Below are 18,003 nucleotides of genomic sequence, written 5' to 3'. Positions count from 1 at the left end.
TGGTTTTTACCATCCGGATTTACGTTTTTATATTCCTTCCGTTCATCATTCCGTCAAACGCGTTTCTGAGGATTCAATTTTCTGCGCTGTCAGTGCTATTTGCGAACGGATGAGTTCATCTGCCAGTAATTTTTCGTCAGGTAATTGCACTTTGTACTCGCTTGCCATCACAGTATTCGGTAAACCGTTCAGCGCGTAGTGTGCTTCTCCAGCTCCTTTTCCCGCACACAGGATTAACCCGACTGGCGGATTTTCCCCAGGCATTGTCCAGTGCTCTTTAGCGTAGTTCAGGTACATGTTCATTTGTCCTGCGTCGGCATAGCTGAATTTTCCCACTTTCAGGTCAACGACTAACAGACAGCGCAAGCGGCGATGGAAGAAAAGCAGGTCGACGCGAAACCAGCTATCGTCAATGCGCAATCGGCGCTGGCGGCTGACAAAAGCGAAATCGTCACCGAGCTCAAGCATAAACTCCATCAGATGATTTATCAGTGCTTCTTCCAGATCGGATTCCGAATACACATCCTTTAGTTCGAGGAATTCGAGAATAAAGGGATCGCGTATTGCGTGTTCTGGTAAGACGTCGGGCACGGTGAGTGCGGCCTGTTGCAGCAATGCGGGTTTATCATGAGACAGCATTGTCCGTTCATAAAACTGAGAAGCGATTTGCCGATCGAGTTGTCGTACCGACCAACCGTTGCGTAATGTCTCTTTCTCGTAAAAGGTGCGGGCATCTGCGTTTTTAACCGACAGGAGCCGGACATAGGCTGACCAGGGCAACGGGAATATCCTGGCGAGTTGTATGAGATTTATAGATTCACCAGACACCGTCTGGTGAATTTCAATATGCTGAAAATAAAGATAAAAAGCTCTAATTTGACGCAGGTTTCCGGTTGAGAAACCTCGTTTATAGCGCCGGGTTAAATCAACGGACAGTTGCTCAATCAGTTGAGTACCATAAGCTGCCCGTGCTTCTCCGCCCTGCTCAAACTCGACAATGCGTCGGCCAATTTCCCAGTACGTCGCCGTCATGATCGCGTTGATGTTGCGGACGGTCTCTGTCCTGGCGGTATCCAACAGATGGATAATGCCGTCGTGGATTTGCTGATAATCGTCTGTGTGTTGTGCTGATGTTGTTGCCATCATATTATCCCTGACATGATAGTTACGAATTGAAAATATATCGCTATCAGTATACTTAAGGGATATGCGGTCAATTCTTCTCAGCCCATTACATCCACTTACGGCGATATTTGCGAGCCGCTTTCGAAGAATGGAGGTGGGATAATGTGAAGAACAAGAGTGACTCCCCATCCCTGAGCGAGTTCTCGGGGCAGGGGAGTCAGAAAGGTTTACTACACTTCCAGCCAGTTCATGATCCCGTCAGCTGCTTTGCGCCCTTCGGCAATGGCGGTAACCACCAGATCCGAACCGCGCACAATGTCACCACCGGCGAAGATTTTCGGGTTGCTGGTCTGGAAAGCGTTGTCGCTGCCTTCCGGGGCGATGATTCGACCCTGAGAATCCAGTTCGACGCTGTGTTTCGCCAGCCACTCCATGCTGTGAGGACGGAAACCAAACGCCATGACCACGGCATCTGCCGGCACGATGTGCTCGGAACCCGCTACGATCTCCGCACGGCGGCGGCCTTTCGCATCCGGCGCACCCATTTCGGTACGCGCCATTTTCACGCCGCAGACCTTACCATTGGCGTTTACTTCCACGCCCAGCGGCTGCACGTTGAACTGGAACTCAACGCCTTCCTCGCGCGCGTTCTTCACTTCGCGGCGGGAGCCCGGCATGTTCTCTTCATCACGACGATAGGCGCAGGTGACGTGCGTTGCGCCCTGACGAACGGAGGTCCGCACGCAGTCCATGGCGGTATCGCCGCCGCCCAGCACCACCACGCGTTTCCCTTCCATATTGACGTACGGCTCGTCGGTGGTTTCACCAAAGCCCATGATCTGCTTGGTGTTGGCGATCAGGAACGGCAGGGCATCGAATACGCCATCGGCATCTTCGTTTTCCAGCCCGCCGCGCATGGACTGATAGGTGCCGACGCCGAGGAATACCGCATCGTACTCTTTCAGCAGGTCGTCGAGCTGTACATCACGACCCACTTCCACGTTCAGTTTGAACTCGATCCCCATACCGGTGAAAATTTCACGGCGGCGGGTCATCACCTCTTTTTCCAGTTTGAAGGCCGGAATGCCAAAAGTCAGCAGGCCGCCGATCTCCGGATGCCTGTCAAACACCACGGCCTTCACACCGTTGCGGGTTAACACGTCGGCACAGGCCAGTCCAGCCGGGCCGGCGCCGATGATCGCCACCCGTTTGTCGGTCTGGCGAACGCCGGTCATATCCGGACGCCAGCCCATTTCAAACGCTTTATCATTGATATAACGCTCGATGTTGCCGATGGTGACGGCGCCAAACTCATCGTTCAGCGTACAGGAACCTTCGCAGAGTCTGTCCTGTGGGCACACGCGTCCGCACACTTCGGGCAGCGTATTGGTCTGGTGAGACAGTTCCGCTGCTTCAAAGATTCGTCCTTCATTGGCGAGCTTCAGCCAGTTTGGAATATAGTTATGAACCGGACATTTCCACTCACAGTACGGGTTGCCGCAGGACAGACAGCGGTCTGCCTGCGCTTTTGCCTGACCTTCTGAAAACGGTTCGTAGATTTCAATAAACTCGATTTTGCGGATCTTCAGCGGCTTCTTCGGCGGATCAACACGCTGCAGGTCGATAAACTGGTATACGTTCTGACTCATTGTTGCTACCCCTTACTGCGCCTGCACGCGCAGCTCTGCTGCGCTACGACTACGGTGACCCAACAGTGCTTTCACATCACTGGACTTCGGTTTAACCAGCGCGAATTTGTTGGCGAAGGCTGACCAGTTGGCCAGAATCTCTTCTCCGCGCTGCGAACCGGTATGCTGCACGTGTTCGGTGATCAGGCCACGCAGATGCTCTTCGTGGATAGCCAGTTCATCAACGCCCAGTACTTCGACCAGTTCTGGGTTCACGCGTTTACGGAATTCGCCGTCTTCGTCCAGCACGTAGGCGAACCCACCCGTCATGCCTGCGCCGAAGTTCACCCCGGTTTTGCCGAGGATACAGACGATCCCGCCGGTCATGTATTCACAACCGTTGTCGCCAATCCCTTCCACCACGGTGATCGCGCCGGAGTTACGTACCCCGAAACGTTCACCTGCTCGCCCTGCGGCATACAAACGACCACCGGTCGCACCATACAGGCAGGTGTTACCGATGATGCTCGCCTCATGGCTGCGGAAAGCGGAACCAACCGGAGGACGTACCGCCAGCAGGCCGCCCGCCATGCCTTTACCGACATAATCGTTGGCATCGCCGGTCAGATACAGCTCCACGCCGCCCGCGTTCCAGACGCCGAAGCTCTGGCCTGCCGTGCCGCTGAAGTACGCTTTAATCGGGTCAGAGGCCAGTCCCTGATCGCCGTGGGTCTGAGCGATATACCCCGAGAGCGATGCGCCAACGGACCGATCGGTGTTGCGAATATCGAACCAGAAGGTTTTGCTCTGGCGTTCGTCGACATACGGCTTCGCCTGTTGTAGTAACTGCGCGTTCAGCACGCCATTATCAAACGGCGGGTTGTTTTCGGTGCAGTACAGCGCTTTGCCGGGATGCGGTTCTGCGGTTTCCAGCAGTCGGGACAGCGCCAGCTTCTGCTGTTTGGCGGTAAACCCGTCCAGTTCTTTCAACAGGTCGGTACGGCCAATCAGATCCACCAGACGCGTCACGCCAAGCTGCGCCATCAGTTCGCGAGTTTCGCGAGCGATGAACTCAAAGTAGTTGGTGACTTTAAATGGCAGACCGTGATAGTGGTTCTTACGCAGTTTATCGTCCTGGGTTGCTACGCCGGTTGCACAGTTGTTCAGATGGCAAATACGCAGGTATTTACAGCCCAGCGCCACCATCGGACCGGTCCCGAAGCCGAAGCTCTCTGCGCCGAGAATCGCCGCTTTAATGATATCCACGCCGGTTTTCAGACCGCCGTCGACCTGCAAACGGATCTTGTGACGCAAGCCGTTAGCGACCAGCGCCTGCTGGGTTTCCACCAGTCCAAGTTCCCACGGACAGCCCGCGTATTTCACCGAAGAGAGCGGGCTCGCGCCGGTGCCGCCGTCATAACCGGCGATGGTGATGAGATCCGCATAGGCTTTCGCTACGCCGGTGGCGATGGTGCCGACACCCGGTTCAGAAACCAGCTTCACGGAGATCATCGCTTTCGGGTTAACCTGCTTCAGGTCGAAAATCAGCTGTGCTAAATCCTCGATAGAGTAGATATCGTGGTGCGGCGGCGGGGAGATCAGCGTCACGCCCGGCACCGAGTAGCGCAGTTTAGCGATGTACGGGGTCACTTTGTCACCTGGTAACTGACCGCCTTCGCCGGGCTTCGCGCCCTGAGCGACTTTAATCTGAATGACGTCGGCGTTAACCAGGTACGCCGGCGTGACGCCGAAACGACCGGAAGCCACCTGTTTGATGCGCGACACTTTATTGGTGCCGTAGCGCGCCGGATCTTCGCCACCTTCACCAGAGTTAGAATTACCGCCGATGCTGTTCATCGCTTCGGCCAGCGCTTCATGTGCTTCCGGGCTCAGTGCGCCAATCGACATTGCCGCAGTATCAAAACGTTTGAACAGGTCACTTGCCGGTTCGACCGCCTCAATGCTGACCGCCTCGTCGCCGGGGTTAATTGCCAGCAGATCGCGTAGCGTCGTCGCGGGACGTTCGTTGACCAGTTTTGCGTATTCCTGATAGTCGCTGTATTCACCACTCTGAACCGCCTGTTGCAGAGTACGTACGACATCCGGGTTGTAGGCGTGGTATTCGCCGCCGTGCACATACTTCAGCAGGCCGCCCTGCGTAATCGGTTTACGCGCCAGCCAGGCTCGCTTAGACAGGTTCAGCAGATCCTGCTGGAAGTCAGCAAAACCCGCGCCGCCGATACGGCTGACCACGCCCTGGAAGCACAGCGCAACGACATCATCATGCAGACCTACCGCTTCAAACAGTTTGGAGCAGCGGTAGGAGGCGATGGTCGAAATGCCCATTTTGGACATGATCTTGTACAGCCCTTTATTGATGCCGTTACGGTAGTTCAGCATCACGGTACGGTAGTTTTTGGCGATCGCCTGGGTGTCTATCAGACGGCCCAGCGTCTCGTACGCGAGGTACGGATAAATGGCCGTTGCGCCAAAGCCCAGCAGCACGGCGAAGTGATGTGGATCACGGGCGCTGGCGGTTTCGACGATGATGTTGGCATCGCAGCGCAGGCTCTGTTCTACCAGCCGCGTCTGTACCGCGCCGACCGCCATTGGAGCCGGTACCGGCAGACGATTTTTGCCAATATTACGATCCGTCAGCACCAGCAGAACGGTGCCGCTGCGTACCATCTGCTCGGCGGTATCGCACAGCGCTTTGACCGTTTCTTCCAGCGTGGTTTGCGTTACATCGAAGGTGATATCCAGCCGGTCAGCGCGATAGTGCTCTTCTTTCATCGTGGTGAGCTGTTGGAAATCGGAGTACAGCAGAATCGGCGATTTAAAGCTCAGACGGTGCGCCTGTCCTTCCGCTTCGCAAAAGACGTTCATCTCGCGACCGATGCTGGTCGCCAGCGACATGACGTGTGCTTCACGCAGCGGATCGATAGGTGGGTTAGTCACCTGAGCAAACTGCTGGCGGAAGTAGTCGTAAATAATGCGCGGTTGGCTGGAAAGTACGGCAAACGGGGTATCGTCACCCATTGAGCCGACCGCTTCCTGACCGTTTTCACCGAGCACGCGGAGTACGGAATCCAGCTCTTCGGCGCTGTAGTTAAACTGTTTCTGGTAGCTGGCGAGCGTGTCGTCGTCCAGTTCACGCTGGCCCACCCGATCGTCAGCCAGATCTTCAAACGGCACCAGGCGACGGACGTTCTTCTCCATCCATTCTTTATACGGATGGCGGCTTTTCAGGTCGTCGTCAGTTTCGGCCGAATGCAGAATGCAGCCGCCACGGGTGTCGATAACCATCAGTTCGCCCGGGCCGACGCGACCTTTTTCGACCACTTCGTCAGGCTGGTAGTCCCAGATCCCGACTTCAGACGCGCAGGTGATCAGCTTGTCTTTGGTGATGACATAACGCGCCGGACGCAGACCGTTACGATCGAGGTTACAGGCGGCGAAGCGCCCGTCGGACATGACGATACCCGCCGGGCCGTCCCACGGCTCCATGTGCATGGAGTTAAAGTCAAAGAAGGCGCGCAGATCCGGATCCATATCCGGGTTGTTTTGCCAGGCCGGCGGCACCAGAAGGCGCATGGCACGGATGATATCCATCCCCCCGGCCAGCAGCAGTTCCAGCATGTTATCCATGGAACTGGAATCGGAGCCGGTTTCGTTAACGAACGGCGCGGCGTCGTGCAGATCCGGGATCAGCGGGGTCTGGAATTTATAGGTACGGGCGCGGGCCCACTGGCGGTTACCGGTAATGGTGTTGATCTCACCGTTGTGCGCCAGGTAGCGGAACGGCTGCGCCAGCGGCCAGCGCGGCACGGTGTTGGTGGAAAAGCGCTGGTGGAACAGACAGATGGCCGATTCCAGACGCAGGTCCGCGAGGTCCAGGTAGAAGCGCGGCAGATCCGCCGGCATACACAGACCTTTATAGATGTTGACCAGGTTTGACAGGCTACAGACGTAGAAGTCTTTGTCTTCCTGCAGTCGTTTTTCAATACGGCGACGGGCGATGAACAGACGACGTTCCATATCGCGTGGACGCCAGCCCGCAGGGGCATTCACAAAAATTTGTTCAATACGCGGCAGGGAGGAGAGGGCGATTTCACCCAGTACACCTTCGTTGGTCGGCACATCGCGCCAGCCAACAATCGACAGGGTTTCCTGCTGAAGCTCTTCTTCGACAATACGGCGAGATGCAGCGGCCAGTTCAGGATCTTTGTTCAGGAAGATCATACCGACCGCGTAGTTTTTGGCTAAACGCCAGCCGCGCTCTTCGGCAACGATGCGGAAAAAGCGGTCAGGTTTTTGCAGCAGCAGACCACAACCATCGCCCGTTTTACCATCGGCGAGGATTGCGCCACGGTGCTGCATTCGGGCCAGTGCGTGTATGGCGGTACGCACTACCTTGTGGCTAGGTTCGCCTTCTATGTGGGCGATCAGGCCGAAACCACAGTTATCCTTCTCAAGGGATTTATCGTACAACATATCAGTGAACCTCCCCAGGCTCTGCGGGACCCCCTTCCGATACCGTTTGCGCACGGGCACACCAAGAGCATGGCGACGGGGTTTGCGTGTCATACGCTTACCTCGCATTCGCCCTCTTTATCCTTTTCGCTTAGGTCAAACAAGTTTGAGGACTTGCTGTCAGAGGGAATCTCAATTACTGCATAAATATGATGAGCACACCGCTCATCCAGAAAGCTTCCAGCGGATTTCCACGTTATCGGGAATCCACACACAGGTCAAATGGCAATCTTATTTCTCTAATAATGTGCTATCGAGCATATATCTTGATGAAAGTATTAAGAATAATATCATTTTGACATTGAATTAACGTACTGGAAACGAGGCGGGGAGTGTGATCTGTCTCACTGTCATAACCGCCTGTTAGCTCATGTCTCCGCTTTATTCACCGTCATATACAGTGTTTCATGCTGGTTTGTTGCGATATGGCGTTTTATGTCACTGTTTTTGCGCAATCGACGTCAGAAGATAAAAAAAATGGCCGGAGATAAGGAAAAGTAATTGGCTGGGTTGTGAATGAAATATCGTTTATTTTGACTGGATATGCAATTGATAAAAGCCTGCCGGGGCGATTGATCCAGGTCATCGCCGACAAGGGCTAAAAATGGCAGGCTTTGGCCTCTTTTCAAGGCGCGGTCTATCAGATTATGCAGTTACAGAAATTAGTCAATATGTTTGGTGGGGATCTTTCTCGTCGTTATGGACAAAAGGTTCATAAACTGACGCTCCACGGTGGATTTAGCTGCCCAAATCGCGATGGCACCATCGGACGCGGCGGCTGCACCTTCTGTAATGTTGCTTCTTTTGCGGATGAAGCGCAGCAGCATCATTCGATCGCGGAACAGCTCGCGCACCAGGCGCATCGGGTTAATCGGGCGAAACGTTATCTGGCCTACTTCCAGGCCTACACCAGTACCTTTGCTGAAGTGCAGGTATTGCGTTCGATGTATCAGCAGGCAGTCAGCCAGGCCAGTATTGTTGGCCTGTGCGTGGGGACGCGTCCCGACTGCGTACCGGAGGCGGTTCTCGATCTGCTCTGTGAATATAAAGATCAGGGTTATGAAGTGTGGCTGGAGCTGGGATTGCAAACCGCGCATGACAAAACCCTGCATCGTATCAATCGCGGGCACGATTTTGCCTGCTATCAGCGCACGACCCGCCTTGCGCGTGAGCGCGGACTGAAAGTCTGTTCGCATCTTATTGTCGGCCTGCCGGGAGAAGGGCAGGCCGAATGCCTGCAAACGCTTGAGCGGGTGGTGGAGACGGGAGTGGATGGCATCAAACTGCACCCGCTGCACATCGTGAAGGGAAGCATTATGGCCAGAGCATGGGAGGCGGGGCGTCTGAACGGGATTGAACTGGCGGACTACACGCAAACCGCAGGCGAGATGATCCGCCATACGCCGCCGGAGGTGATTTATCATCGTATTTCTGCCAGCGCACGCCGCCCCACGCTGCTGGCACCGCTGTGGTGCGAAAACCGCTGGACCGGGATGGTCGAACTGGATCGTTATTTGAATACTCATGGCGTACAGGGTTCTGCGCTTGGGCGGCCATGGGTTTCGCCTGACGCCTGAACTATGACGGGCCTACGGATTTCTTGCACATTCTCTAACGTCTTGCGCAGAATTGAGTATTATTGTGCCAGGTTGTCGTAAAGGAAATCCCTGATGAAGCAAATTCGTATGCTGGCGCAGTACTATGTGGACCTGATGATGAAATTGGGTCTGGTGCGCTTTTCGCTGTTGCTGGCGTTAGCGCTCGTTGTGCTGGCAATTGTGGTGCAGATGGCGGTCACCATGGTGCTGCATGGTCGGGTCGAACAGATCGATGTCATTCGCTCCATTTTCTTTGGTTTGTTAATCACCCCCTGGGCGGTCTATTTTTTGTCGGTGGTGGTGGAGCAACTGGAGGAGTCCCGTCAGCGGTTATCCCGACTGGTGCAAAAGCTGGAAGAGATGCGCGAACGCGACCTCAAGCTTAACGTCCAACTGAAAGATAATATTTCGCAGTTGAATCAGGAGATTGCCGACCGCGAAAAGGCGGAGGCGGAACGCCAGTCAACGTTTGAACAGCTCAAAGTTGAGATCAAAGAGCGCGAAGAGGCGCAGATTCAGCTTGAACAGCAATCCTCTTTCTTACGTTCCTTTCTGGATGCCTCGCCAGATCTGGTTTTTTATCGCAATGAAGATAAAGAGTTTTCCGGCTGTAACCGGGCGATGGAATTGCTCACCGGCAAAAGCGAAAAGCAGCTGGTGCATTTAAAGCCTGCCGATGTGTACTCGCCGGAAGCGGCCGAAAAGGTCATTGAGACCGACGAAAAAGTCTTCCGCCATAATGTGTCGCTGACCTATGAGCAATGGCTCGATTATCCGGACGGGCGCAAAGCCTGTTTTGAAATCCGCAAAGTACCTTATTACGATCGCGTGGGTAAACGTCATGGCCTGATGGGATTTGGTCGTGATATTACCGAGCGCAAGCGCTATCAGGATGCACTTGAACGCGCCAGTCGCGATAAAACGACCTTTATCTCCACCATCAGTCACGAACTGCGTACGCCGCTGAACGGAATTGTCGGCCTGAGCCGTATTCTGCTGGATACTGAACTGACGACCGAGCAGGAAAAATACCTGAAAACTATCCATGTCTCCGCCGTGACGTTGGGGAATATCTTCAACGATATCATTGATATGGATAAGATGGAGCGGCGCAAAGTTCAACTGGATAACCAGCCGGTGGATTTCACCAGCTTCCTGGCCGATCTGGAGAACCTCTCTGGCCTGCAGGTGCAGCAGAAAGGATTGCGTTTTGTGCTCGACCCGACCTTGCCGCTGCCGCATAAAGTCGTGACCGACGGAACGCGTCTGCGGCAGATCCTGTGGAACCTTATCAGCAACGCAGTGAAATTTACCCAGCAGGGTCAGGTGACCGTGCGCGTACGTTACGACGCAGGCGGCATTCTGCACTTTGAAGTGGAAGACTCCGGCATCGGCATTCCGCAGGATGAGCAGGATAAAATCTTCGCCATGTATTATCAGGTGAAAGACAGCCACGGCGGAAAACCGGCGACCGGTACGGGCATCGGTCTGGCGGTCTCGCGACGTCTGGCAAAAAACATGGGTGGGGATATCACCGTGGTAAGTCAGCCCGGCAAAGGCTCGATCTTTACCTTGACCGTCAATGCGCCTGCGGTGGCGGAAGAAGTTGAAGATGCATTTGAGGATGATGATTTGCCGCTGCCGGCATTGAACGTCCTGCTGGTGGAAGATATCGAACTGAACGTCATTGTGGCACGCTCGGTGCTGGAAAAACTCGGCAACAGCGTGGATGTCGCCATGACCGGGAAAGCGGCGCTGGAGATGTTCACGCCGGGTGAGTATGACCTGGTGTTGCTGGATATTCAGTTGCCGGATATGACCGGCCTCGATATTTCGCGCGAACTAACCCAGCGCTATACGCGTGAAGATCTGCCGCCACTGGTGGCGCTTACGGCGAACGTCCTGAAAGATAAAAAAGAGTATCTGGATGCGGGTATGGATGACGTGCTGAGCAAGCCGCTATCGGTACCGGCGTTAACCGCCATGATTAAGAAGTACTGGGATACCCAAGACGAAGAGGAGTGCACGGTGAAATCTGAAGAGAGCAGTAAATCGCAAGCGCTATTAGATATTCCGATGCTGGAACAGTACATAGAGCTGGTGGGGCCGAAACTGATTACCGATGGGCTGGCAGTCTTCGAGAAGATGATGCCAGGCTATTTAAGCGTTCTGGAATCCAATCTGACCGCGCGTGATAAGAAAGGTGTGGTTGAAGAAGGGCACAAAATTAAAGGGGCTGCTGGTTCTGTTGGCCTTCGTCATCTGCAACAACTGGGGCAGCAGATCCAGTCACCCGATCTTCCTGCATGGGAAGATAACGTGGGCGAATGGATTGAAGAGATGAAGCAGGAGTGGCAACACGACGTTGCGGTGTTAAAAGCCTGGGTGGCAAACGCTGGAAAAAAATGACCCCGGCTTGACCGGGGTGCGCGAATACTGCGCCAACACCAGGGAAATCGTGGCTGCGCCGTAAGTTATAATTGTGATTTAAAAGGCGCAGCGCTTAAATTCGGGCCGCACGCAGTTAAGATAGCAAATCTTAAATGCTTTGTTACATGAATCAGTTAAATGTGTGAAGCGTAGCATTTTAATCACAATTATTAATGTGCTGCAGAAAGTGGTGAAAAGGACATTTGAATGAAAAAAATTGGCGTAGTTCTTAGTGGATGCGGTGTGTATGACGGTGCTGAAATTCATGAAGCCGTACTGACGTTGCTGGCTATTGCCCGCAGCGGTGCGCAGGCCGTCTGCTTCGCGCCCGACAAAGCGCAGGTTGATGTCATTAATCATCTGACGGGCGAACCGATGGCGGAAACCCGCAATGTGCTGATTGAAGCGGCTCGTATTACGCGTGGCAATATTCGTCCACTTTCTCAGGCCGTCTCGACGGACCTGGATGCGCTGATTGTTCCCGGTGGTTTCGGCGCGGCTAAAAATTTGAGCAACTTCGCCAGTCAGGGCAGCGAATGCCGGGTTGATCCGGATTTAGCCGGGCTCGCGTTGGCGATGCACCAGTCTGGTAAGCCGCTGGGTTTTATGTGCATCGCCCCGGCAATGCTGCCGAAAATCTTCGACTTCCCGCTGCGTTTGACTATCGGGACCGATATTGATACGGCAGAAGTGCTGGAAGAGATGGGGGCGGAGCATGTACCGTGCCCGGTCGACGATATCGTCGTTGATGAAGACAATAAAATCGTCACTACGCCTGCCTATATGCTGGCGCAGGATATCGCTCAGGCGGCAATGGGTATCGAAAAACTGGTATCACGCGTGCTGGTTCTGGCGGAATGAAAAAAGGAGTTTTCGTCTTTCTGCGGCGGGTGATGTGGCGTGTCGCGATCGTCCTTGCTGTGTTCTGGGGAGGTGGCATTGCGTTGTTCAGCGTGGTGCCTGTTCCCTTTTCGGCGGTGATGGTCGAGCGACAGGTAGGCGCCTGGCTACAGGGCGATTTTGGCTATGTTGCCCATTCCGACTGGGTGAGCATGGATGAGATCTCACCGTGGATGGGACTCGCGGTGATTGCCGCAGAAGACCAGACCTTCCCGGACCACTGGGGCTTTGACGTCGCCGCCATCGAGAAGGCGTTGTCACATAACGAACGTAATGAAAACCGCATTCGCGGTGCCTCGACGTTGTCACAGCAGACCGTTAAGAATCTCTTTCTCTGGGATGGGCGCAGTTGGCTACGCAAAGGACTTGAGGCCGGGCTTACGGTCGGCGTTGAGACCGTCTGGAGTAAGAAACGGATCCTCACCGTTTACCTGAATATCGCGGAATTTGGTGATGGCGTATTTGGCGTGGAAGCCGCGGCGCAGCGCTATTTTGGCAAACCGGCCAGCCGATTAACCCAGTCAGAAGCGGCGCTGCTTGCTGCTGTGTTGCCCAATCCTCTGCGCTTTAAGGCCGCCGCGCCCTCAGGCTATGTGCGTAGCCGTCAGGCGTGGATACTGCGTCAAATGCGGCAGTTGGGCGGGGAGTCATTTATGACCCGCCATCACCTGCATTAAGCCTCGCGCGAAGAGAGCGACAATCCGCCGCGTTCTTTCGGTTGGGCTTCTTTTTCCAGCGCGACGGCCAGGACCGGTTGGGCGATAAAACGCTGCCACAATCTTTCCTGCTTACGACGGCAGAACCATTTTGACCAGGTCGCCAGCGGGATCAACGTTCCTTCGCCAATGTTATCGCAAACCACCGGCACCACTTCCGATTCGCTGATACGGTGACAGAGAACGTTCTGTGGTTTCAGCGTCATGGTAACGATATGGTTGTCACGCAGGTAGCGTTTTAGCTTCTTCAGCATCTGACGTAGCACGACAAAGTCGTCTTCGTAACGACATTGGCGGGCAAATTCGGTGAGAGTGATGGACGGCTTGCCGTCGTAATCGGCAATCACATCGTAAACATAACCCGTTCCGCAGTCGGTCTCTACCGTGCCGTAATAGCGCGGGATACCGCTCCAGTCTTTCAGGTAGCGAGAGAGGTGCGCGTAGTACTTCAGCTCGCGCTGTGTCTCTTTGTCGCCGCCCTGGCCACTGTTGTAAACAATCTTAATACAACGCTGAGCATCATCCGGATGCGCATAGCACTTACGATGTCGTCCGGTGCCCAGGGGAGTCTCTGCTGATAAACGAATCATGAGTGATATCCTGGAAATATTTACTGACAATAATCCAGTATGAACACTCAAGTTAAATGAAACCTAAACGACTTGTCTTAAGGTTTTCTTAAGATAATCCTTAAGTGAAAAAGCGCACGAATTGTACAGTTAAGGGGGTAAAAAATAAAAAAACGCCGGGTGGCGTTTTCTGTGAAGCTATCCGTCGGACGTGAAAGCTTAGTCTTCGTCGAATCCCGAATTGAAAAGGGCGATGACGGCGGCCAGCGCTTCGACTTCTTGCGGACCCGAGGCTTCGATCTCAATTTGTCGGCCTTTGGCGGAGTCCAGCATCAGCAAAGCGATGACGCTGTTGGCTTCCGCTTCGGTGCCTTCATCATTTCGTAGCAGGACTTCCGCATCAAATCCCTGCATTAATTCAAAGAGCTTCATTGCTGGCCGGGCATGCATGCCCAGCTTATTCGTAATTTCAACAATTTGCTTCACGGTCATGTTTTGCGTTTTTCCAGCGTACGATGGCGTGACTGTACGTTTTTACCGCGTGAGCGGAAGTAGTCTGCCAGCTGTTCTGCAATATACACCGAACGGTGTTTCCCGCCGGTACAACCGATAGCAACGGTCAGATAGCTACGGTTGTTGGTCTCCAGCATGGGTAACCATAGCTCAAGATAGCTGCGAGTCTGGTAGATAAAATTGTGTACTTCTGTGTGCCTGTCGAGGAAGGCGGCAACGGGTTTGTCGAGACCGGTCATCGGACGTAGTTTCGGGTCCCAGTGCGGGTTCGGCAGGAAGCGTACGTCGAAGACGTAATCGGCATCGATGGGGATCCCATGCTTAAAGCCGAAGGACTCAAACACCATGGTCAGTTCACGCTCACGTTTACCCAACAGGCGAGTTCGCAGCATTTCTGCCAGTTCATGTACCGACATTTCTGAGGTGTCGACAATCAGGTCGGCGCGAGAACGCAGCGGTTCCAGCAGGTCGCTTTCCTGATCGATGGCGCTTTCCAGCGACAGGTTTTTGCTGGAGAGGGGGTGCAGACGACGCGTATCGCTATAGCGACGAATCAACGTGTTGCGATCGGCATCAAGAAACAGCAGCTGCGGCGAGAACGCCTCGGGCAGGTTGTTCATTGCCTGCTCAAAAATTTCTGGCGACTCTGGCATATTGCGTACGTCAATGCTGACCGCTGCCGAAATCTGGCGTTCGGCAAGCGTACGAGCCAGATCGGGTAACAGCACCACGGGGAGGTTATCCACGCAGTAAAAGCCCATATCTTCCAGCGCGCGCAGGGCAACAGATTTACCTGACCCTGAACGACCGCTGACGATCATCAGTACCATGTACTGTTTCTCCTCACCACGGCAAAAGGGGAGTTACGCTTCATCCTGACCACCTTCGGTGTCAGTGATGATTTGATACAACTCTTCATCGCTTTGTGCGGCGCGCAGCCGACGGCAGATGGTTTTATCCGCCAGGCGCTTAGCCACCAGTGATAACGTATGCAGATGCGTTTTGGTTTGATCCGCAGGCACCAGCAGAGCAAAAAGCAGATCAACGGGTTGGTTATCAATCGCGTCGAAGGCGATTGGCGTTTCCAGTTGCACAAACACGCCGACGGCGCGCAGAGTATCTTCTTCCAGCTTACCGTGCGGGATGGCGATCCCATTGCCGATGCCGGTACTGCCCATTTTTTCGCGCGTCAGGATCGCTTCAAAAACGACCTGCGGCGGTAAACTGAGCTGTTTTGCCGCCAGTTCACTGATGATTTCCAGCGCGCGTTTTTTGCTCTGGCAGTGAACGGCACTGCGCGTACATTCCTGGTTAAGTACACTGCTCAGTTGTAGAGACGTATCGTTATTTATCATAATTTCACCTAAGAACCTGCCCCACAACGGCGGGACAAGTTCGGAGCGCTAACTGTACAAATGGCCTGTTGTTCTGCACAACAGGCCGTCCTGCACCCGCTAACTGCCCGGACAATTAGTGTTGTTTCAATTTATCTTTGTGTTTAGTGAGCTGTCTTGCCAGCTTATCAATCAGGCCATCAATGGCCGCGTACATATCCTGACCTTCCGCGCTGGCATGAATTTCGCCACCGTTTACATGCAGTGTTGCATCCGAGATGTGGGTGACTTTCTCCACTTTCAACACAATATAGACCTGATTGATCCTGTCGAAATACTGTTCGAGTTTGGCGAACTTGGTATTCACAAAGTCACGCAGGGCTTCTGTGATCTCGACGTTGTTTCCAGTGATGTTGAGCTGCATAGTGTCTTCCTTATCGGTTGGGTCAAACCAGTTGTTTGCGCTGGTTTGACGGCGGAATGGATAAAGACTCTCGGTACTTCGCAACGGTGCGGCGCGCCACCATGATACCTTGTTCCGACAATATCGATGTTAGCTTGCTGTCGCTCAGGGGCTTCGCGGGGTTTTCCGCCGCAATCAACTTCTTCACCAGTGCGCGGATCGCCGTGGAGGAAGCTTCGCCACCCCCCTCGGTATTCACATGGCTGGAGAAAAAATACTTCAGTTCAAAAATGCCGCGTGGACTGTGCAGATACTTCTGCGTGGTCACACGAGAAATGGTCGACTCGTGCATCTCAACGGCCTGGGCGATATCCGCCAGCACCATCGGTTTCATAAACTCTTCGCCTTGCTCAAAGAAGGCTTGCTGCTGTTCAACGATGCAGCGACTGACGCGCAACAGGGTATCGTTGCGGCTCTCCAGACTCTTAATCAACCACTTTGCGTCCTGCAAATTGCTGCGGATGTACTGGCTGTCGGCGTCATTGCGTCCACCGCTGCACATTGCGGCGTAGTGCTGATTAATCTGTAGGCGGGGAACGCTGTCGCCGTTGAGCTCGACCGTCCAGTGACCGTTATGCTTACGCACCAGTACATCCGGGATCACGTATTCTGGCTCACCGGTCTGGATCGACTGACCGGGGCGGGGATCGAGCGACTGAATCAGATTGACCGCCTCTTTGAGCACCTCTTCTTTGAGGCGCGTGACGCGCATCAGGGTGCGGAAGTCGTGGTTCGCCAGCAGATCGAGATGATCGCTGATGATCTGCCGGGCTTCTTCAAGGAAAGGCGTCGCTTTGTCGAACTGCGAGAGCTGGATCAGCAGACAATCGCGCAGATCTTTTGCCGCCACGCCAACAGGATCAAACCGCTGAATACGTTTGAGAACGGCTTCAACCTCGTCAAGACCCACCTCTTCATTGCCCATGCTTTCGAGGATATCGTCCAGCGAAACGGTGAGATAGCCAGTGTCGTCAACGGCATCAACAATCGAGGTGGCGATCGCGCGGTCGGTATCGGAGAACGGGGTAAGTTCTACCTGCCACATCAGATAATCCTGCAGGGTCTGTGTGGTTTCTCCCTGGTAAACGGGCAGTTCATCGTCGATGTAGTCACCGCTGGTGCCCGATGGCGTCCCGGCGGTGTAGATTTCATCCCAGCTGGCGTCGAGCGGTAACTCTTCCGGCATCTCTTTTTGTTCGAGGGCGTCGGCGGTATCCAGCGATTCACTGTCCTGAGTTTCGTGGGTATCAACTTCGTCGTGAAGATCGGTTTGCTCCAGCAGCGGATTACTTTCCAGCGCCTGCTGGAGTTCCTGCTGCAGTTCCAGCGTGGACAACTGCAACAGACGAATCGCCTGTTGTAGTTGCGGCGTCATCGCCAGTTGTTGGCTCAGCCTGAGTTGCAAACCTTGCTTCATGTTCAGAGTCGTCTTCTCCCGCTATGACGTCACAAACTTCTACCCTATCAGAGTCTGAAGTCTTCCCCAAGGTATACGCGCTTAACGTGTTCGTCCTGCAGGATTTCTGTCGGCGTACCGTGCGCAATCAGGTGTCCCTGGCTCACGATATAGGCCCGTTCACACACGGCCAGCGTTTCACGGACGTTATGGTCGGTAATCAACACGCCGAGGCCGCTGTCACGCAGATGCTCAATAATGCGTTTGATATCGATAACGGAGATGGGGTCAACACCAGCAAACGGTTCATCCAGCAGGATAAATTTTGGATTGGCGGCCAGCGCGCGGGCGATTTCCACACGGCGACGTTCCCCCCCGGAGAGCGACTGACCCATGTTGTCGCGCAGATGCTCAATGTGAAACTCTTCCATCAGCTCGTTCGCACGGTCTTCACGCTGTTCGCTAGAGAGATCGTCACGAATTTGCAGTACTGCCATCAGGTTGTCGAACACGCTCAGACGACGGAAAATCGAGGCTTCCTGTGGCAGATAGCCAATCCCGCGGCGTGCGCGGGCATGTAGCGGCAGCAGGCTGATGTCTTCATCATCAATGATGATGTTACCGGCATCGCGCGGCACAATACCGACGACCATGTAAAAGGTGGTGGTTTTACCCGCACCGTTTGGCCCAAGCAGACCGACAATCTCGCCCGAGTTGACGGTCAGGCTGACATCTTCCACGACGCGGCGGCCTTTATAGGCCTTCGCCAGATTCTTTGCAGTTAATGTTGCCATAGCG

14 protein-coding genes are annotated in these 18,003 nt (G+C 54.3%); 4 read left to right on the top strand and 10 right to left on the bottom strand.

Annotated features, from left to right (window positions below; translation table 11 throughout):
- Positions 1 to 45: 45 nt before the first annotated feature.
- The 3 genes from GBC03_28295 to gltB form a co-directional block, all read right to left on the bottom strand.
- Positions 46 to 1,143, bottom strand: coding sequence for a DUF1016 family protein (locus GBC03_28295; GenBank protein ID QFS74153.1), 1,098 nt, complete (start codon positions 1,141 to 1,143; stop codon positions 46 to 48).
- Positions 1,144 to 1,355: 212 nt separating this feature from the next.
- Positions 1,356 to 2,774, bottom strand: coding sequence for an NAD(P)-binding protein (locus GBC03_28290; GenBank protein QFS73837.1), 1,419 nt, complete (start codon positions 2,772 to 2,774; stop codon positions 1,356 to 1,358).
- A 12-nt stretch (positions 2,775 to 2,786) separates the two neighbouring features.
- Entirely contained in the window at positions 2,787 to 7,247 is a 4,461-nt protein-coding gene (gene gltB / locus GBC03_28285) for a glutamate synthase large subunit (protein QFS73836.1), read from the bottom strand.
- Between the two features lie 686 nt (positions 7,248 to 7,933).
- On the opposite strand from gltB, the gene GBC03_28280 reads away from it, so the two are divergent.
- The 4 genes from GBC03_28280 (at position 7,934) to mtgA (ending at position 12,891) form a co-directional block, all read left to right on the top strand.
- Complete coding sequence (locus tag GBC03_28280) at positions 7,934 to 8,863, top strand: TIGR01212 family radical SAM protein (GenBank protein QFS73835.1); 930 nt, start codon at positions 7,934 to 7,936, stop codon at positions 8,861 to 8,863.
- Between the two features lie 93 nt (positions 8,864 to 8,956).
- Positions 8,957 to 11,293 carry an aerobic respiration two-component sensor histidine kinase ArcB gene (gene arcB, locus GBC03_28275; GenBank protein ID QFS73834.1) on the top strand — a complete coding sequence of 779 codons (2,337 nt, stop codon included), beginning with the start codon at positions 8,957 to 8,959 and terminating at the stop codon, positions 11,291 to 11,293.
- Between the two features lie 228 nt (positions 11,294 to 11,521).
- Positions 11,522 to 12,175, top strand: a complete 654-nt coding sequence (elbB, locus tag GBC03_28270; GenBank protein ID QFS73833.1) for an isoprenoid biosynthesis glyoxalase ElbB — start codon at positions 11,522 to 11,524, stop codon at positions 12,173 to 12,175.
- Positions 12,172 to 12,891 (top strand): monofunctional biosynthetic peptidoglycan transglycosylase, encoded by a 720-nt coding sequence (gene mtgA, locus GBC03_28265; GenBank protein QFS73832.1) that lies wholly within the window; start codon positions 12,172 to 12,174, stop codon positions 12,889 to 12,891. The genes elbB and mtgA overlap by 4 nt, the downstream gene beginning before the upstream one ends.
- Here the strand turns inward: mtgA and yrbL are convergent.
- The 7 genes from yrbL to lptB form a co-directional block, all read right to left on the bottom strand.
- The gene (gene yrbL, locus GBC03_28260) at positions 12,888 to 13,520 is read right to left on the bottom strand and encodes a PhoP regulatory network protein YrbL (GenBank protein QFS73831.1); all 633 of its coding nucleotides are present in this window, start codon (positions 13,518 to 13,520) and stop codon (positions 12,888 to 12,890) included. The two genes, mtgA and yrbL, sit on opposite strands and share 4 nt — an antisense overlap.
- A gap of 198 nt (positions 13,521 to 13,718) precedes the next feature.
- The gene (npr, locus tag GBC03_28255; GenBank protein QFS73830.1) at positions 13,719 to 13,991 is read right to left on the bottom strand and encodes a PTS phosphocarrier protein NPr; all 273 of its coding nucleotides are present in this window, start codon (positions 13,989 to 13,991) and stop codon (positions 13,719 to 13,721) included.
- Positions 13,988 to 14,842 (bottom strand): RNase adapter RapZ, encoded by an 855-nt coding sequence (rapZ, locus tag GBC03_28250; GenBank protein ID QFS73829.1) that lies wholly within the window; start codon positions 14,840 to 14,842, stop codon positions 13,988 to 13,990. The genes npr and rapZ overlap by 4 nt, the downstream gene beginning before the upstream one ends.
- A gap of 33 nt (positions 14,843 to 14,875) precedes the next feature.
- Positions 14,876 to 15,367, bottom strand: coding sequence for a PTS IIA-like nitrogen regulatory protein PtsN (ptsN, locus tag GBC03_28245; protein ID QFS73828.1), 492 nt, complete (start codon positions 15,365 to 15,367; stop codon positions 14,876 to 14,878).
- A 115-nt stretch (positions 15,368 to 15,482) separates the two neighbouring features.
- On the bottom strand, positions 15,483 to 15,770 hold the full coding sequence (locus GBC03_28240; protein QFS73827.1) for a ribosome hibernation promoting factor: 288 nt from the start codon (positions 15,768 to 15,770) through the stop codon (positions 15,483 to 15,485).
- 22 nt (positions 15,771 to 15,792) lie between these two features.
- Positions 15,793 to 17,226: an RNA polymerase factor sigma-54 gene (rpoN, locus tag GBC03_28235; GenBank protein ID QFS73826.1), complete on the bottom strand. Its 1,434-nt coding sequence runs from the start codon at positions 17,224 to 17,226 to the stop codon at positions 15,793 to 15,795.
- Positions 17,227 to 17,273: 47 nt separating this feature from the next.
- Positions 17,274 to 17,999, bottom strand: a complete 726-nt coding sequence (lptB, locus tag GBC03_28230; protein ID QFS73825.1) for an LPS export ABC transporter ATP-binding protein — start codon at positions 17,997 to 17,999, stop codon at positions 17,274 to 17,276.
- Positions 18,000 to 18,003: the final 4 nt, after the last annotated feature.

Source organism: Citrobacter telavivensis (genome assembly GCA_009363175.1).
Taxonomy (GTDB): Bacteria; Pseudomonadota; Gammaproteobacteria; order Enterobacterales; family Enterobacteriaceae; genus Citrobacter_A; species Citrobacter_A telavivensis.
Note: the sequence above shows the minus strand (reverse complement) of the source record. Positions and strands in the feature narration are given on the sequence as shown.

Excerpts from the sequence above, each read along its gene's own strand:
- GBC03_28290 (QFS73837.1), bottom strand. The coding sequence starts at position 2,774 with ATGAGTCAGAACGTATACCAGTTTATCGACCTGCAGCGTGTTGATCCG.
- elbB (QFS73833.1), top strand. The coding sequence starts at position 11,522 with ATGAAAAAAATTGGCGTAGTTCTTAGTGGATGCGGTGTGTATGACGGT.
- rpoN (QFS73826.1), bottom strand. The coding sequence starts at position 17,226 with ATGAAGCAAGGTTTGCAACTCAGGCTGAGCCAACAACTGGCGATGACG.
- GBC03_28240 (QFS73827.1), bottom strand. The coding sequence starts at position 15,770 with ATGCAGCTCAACATCACTGGAAACAACGTCGAGATCACAGAAGCCCTG.
- GBC03_28295 (QFS74153.1), bottom strand. The coding sequence starts at position 1,143 with ATGGCAACAACATCAGCACAACACACAGACGATTATCAGCAAATCCAC.
- GBC03_28280 (QFS73835.1), top strand. The coding sequence starts at position 7,934 with ATGCAGTTACAGAAATTAGTCAATATGTTTGGTGGGGATCTTTCTCGT.
- arcB (QFS73834.1), top strand. The coding sequence starts at position 8,957 with ATGAAGCAAATTCGTATGCTGGCGCAGTACTATGTGGACCTGATGATG.
- mtgA (QFS73832.1), top strand. The coding sequence starts at position 12,172 with ATGAAAAAAGGAGTTTTCGTCTTTCTGCGGCGGGTGATGTGGCGTGTC.
- npr (QFS73830.1), bottom strand. The coding sequence starts at position 13,991 with ATGACCGTGAAGCAAATTGTTGAAATTACGAATAAGCTGGGCATGCAT.
- yrbL (QFS73831.1), bottom strand. The coding sequence starts at position 13,520 with ATGATTCGTTTATCAGCAGAGACTCCCCTGGGCACCGGACGACATCGT.
- gltB (QFS73836.1), bottom strand. The coding sequence starts at position 7,247 with ATGTTGTACGATAAATCCCTTGAGAAGGATAACTGTGGTTTCGGCCTG.
- ptsN (QFS73828.1), bottom strand. The coding sequence starts at position 15,367 with ATGATAAATAACGATACGTCTCTACAACTGAGCAGTGTACTTAACCAG.
- rapZ (QFS73829.1), bottom strand. The coding sequence starts at position 14,842 with ATGGTACTGATGATCGTCAGCGGTCGTTCAGGGTCAGGTAAATCTGTT.
- lptB (QFS73825.1), bottom strand. The coding sequence starts at position 17,999 with ATGGCAACATTAACTGCAAAGAATCTGGCGAAGGCCTATAAAGGCCGC.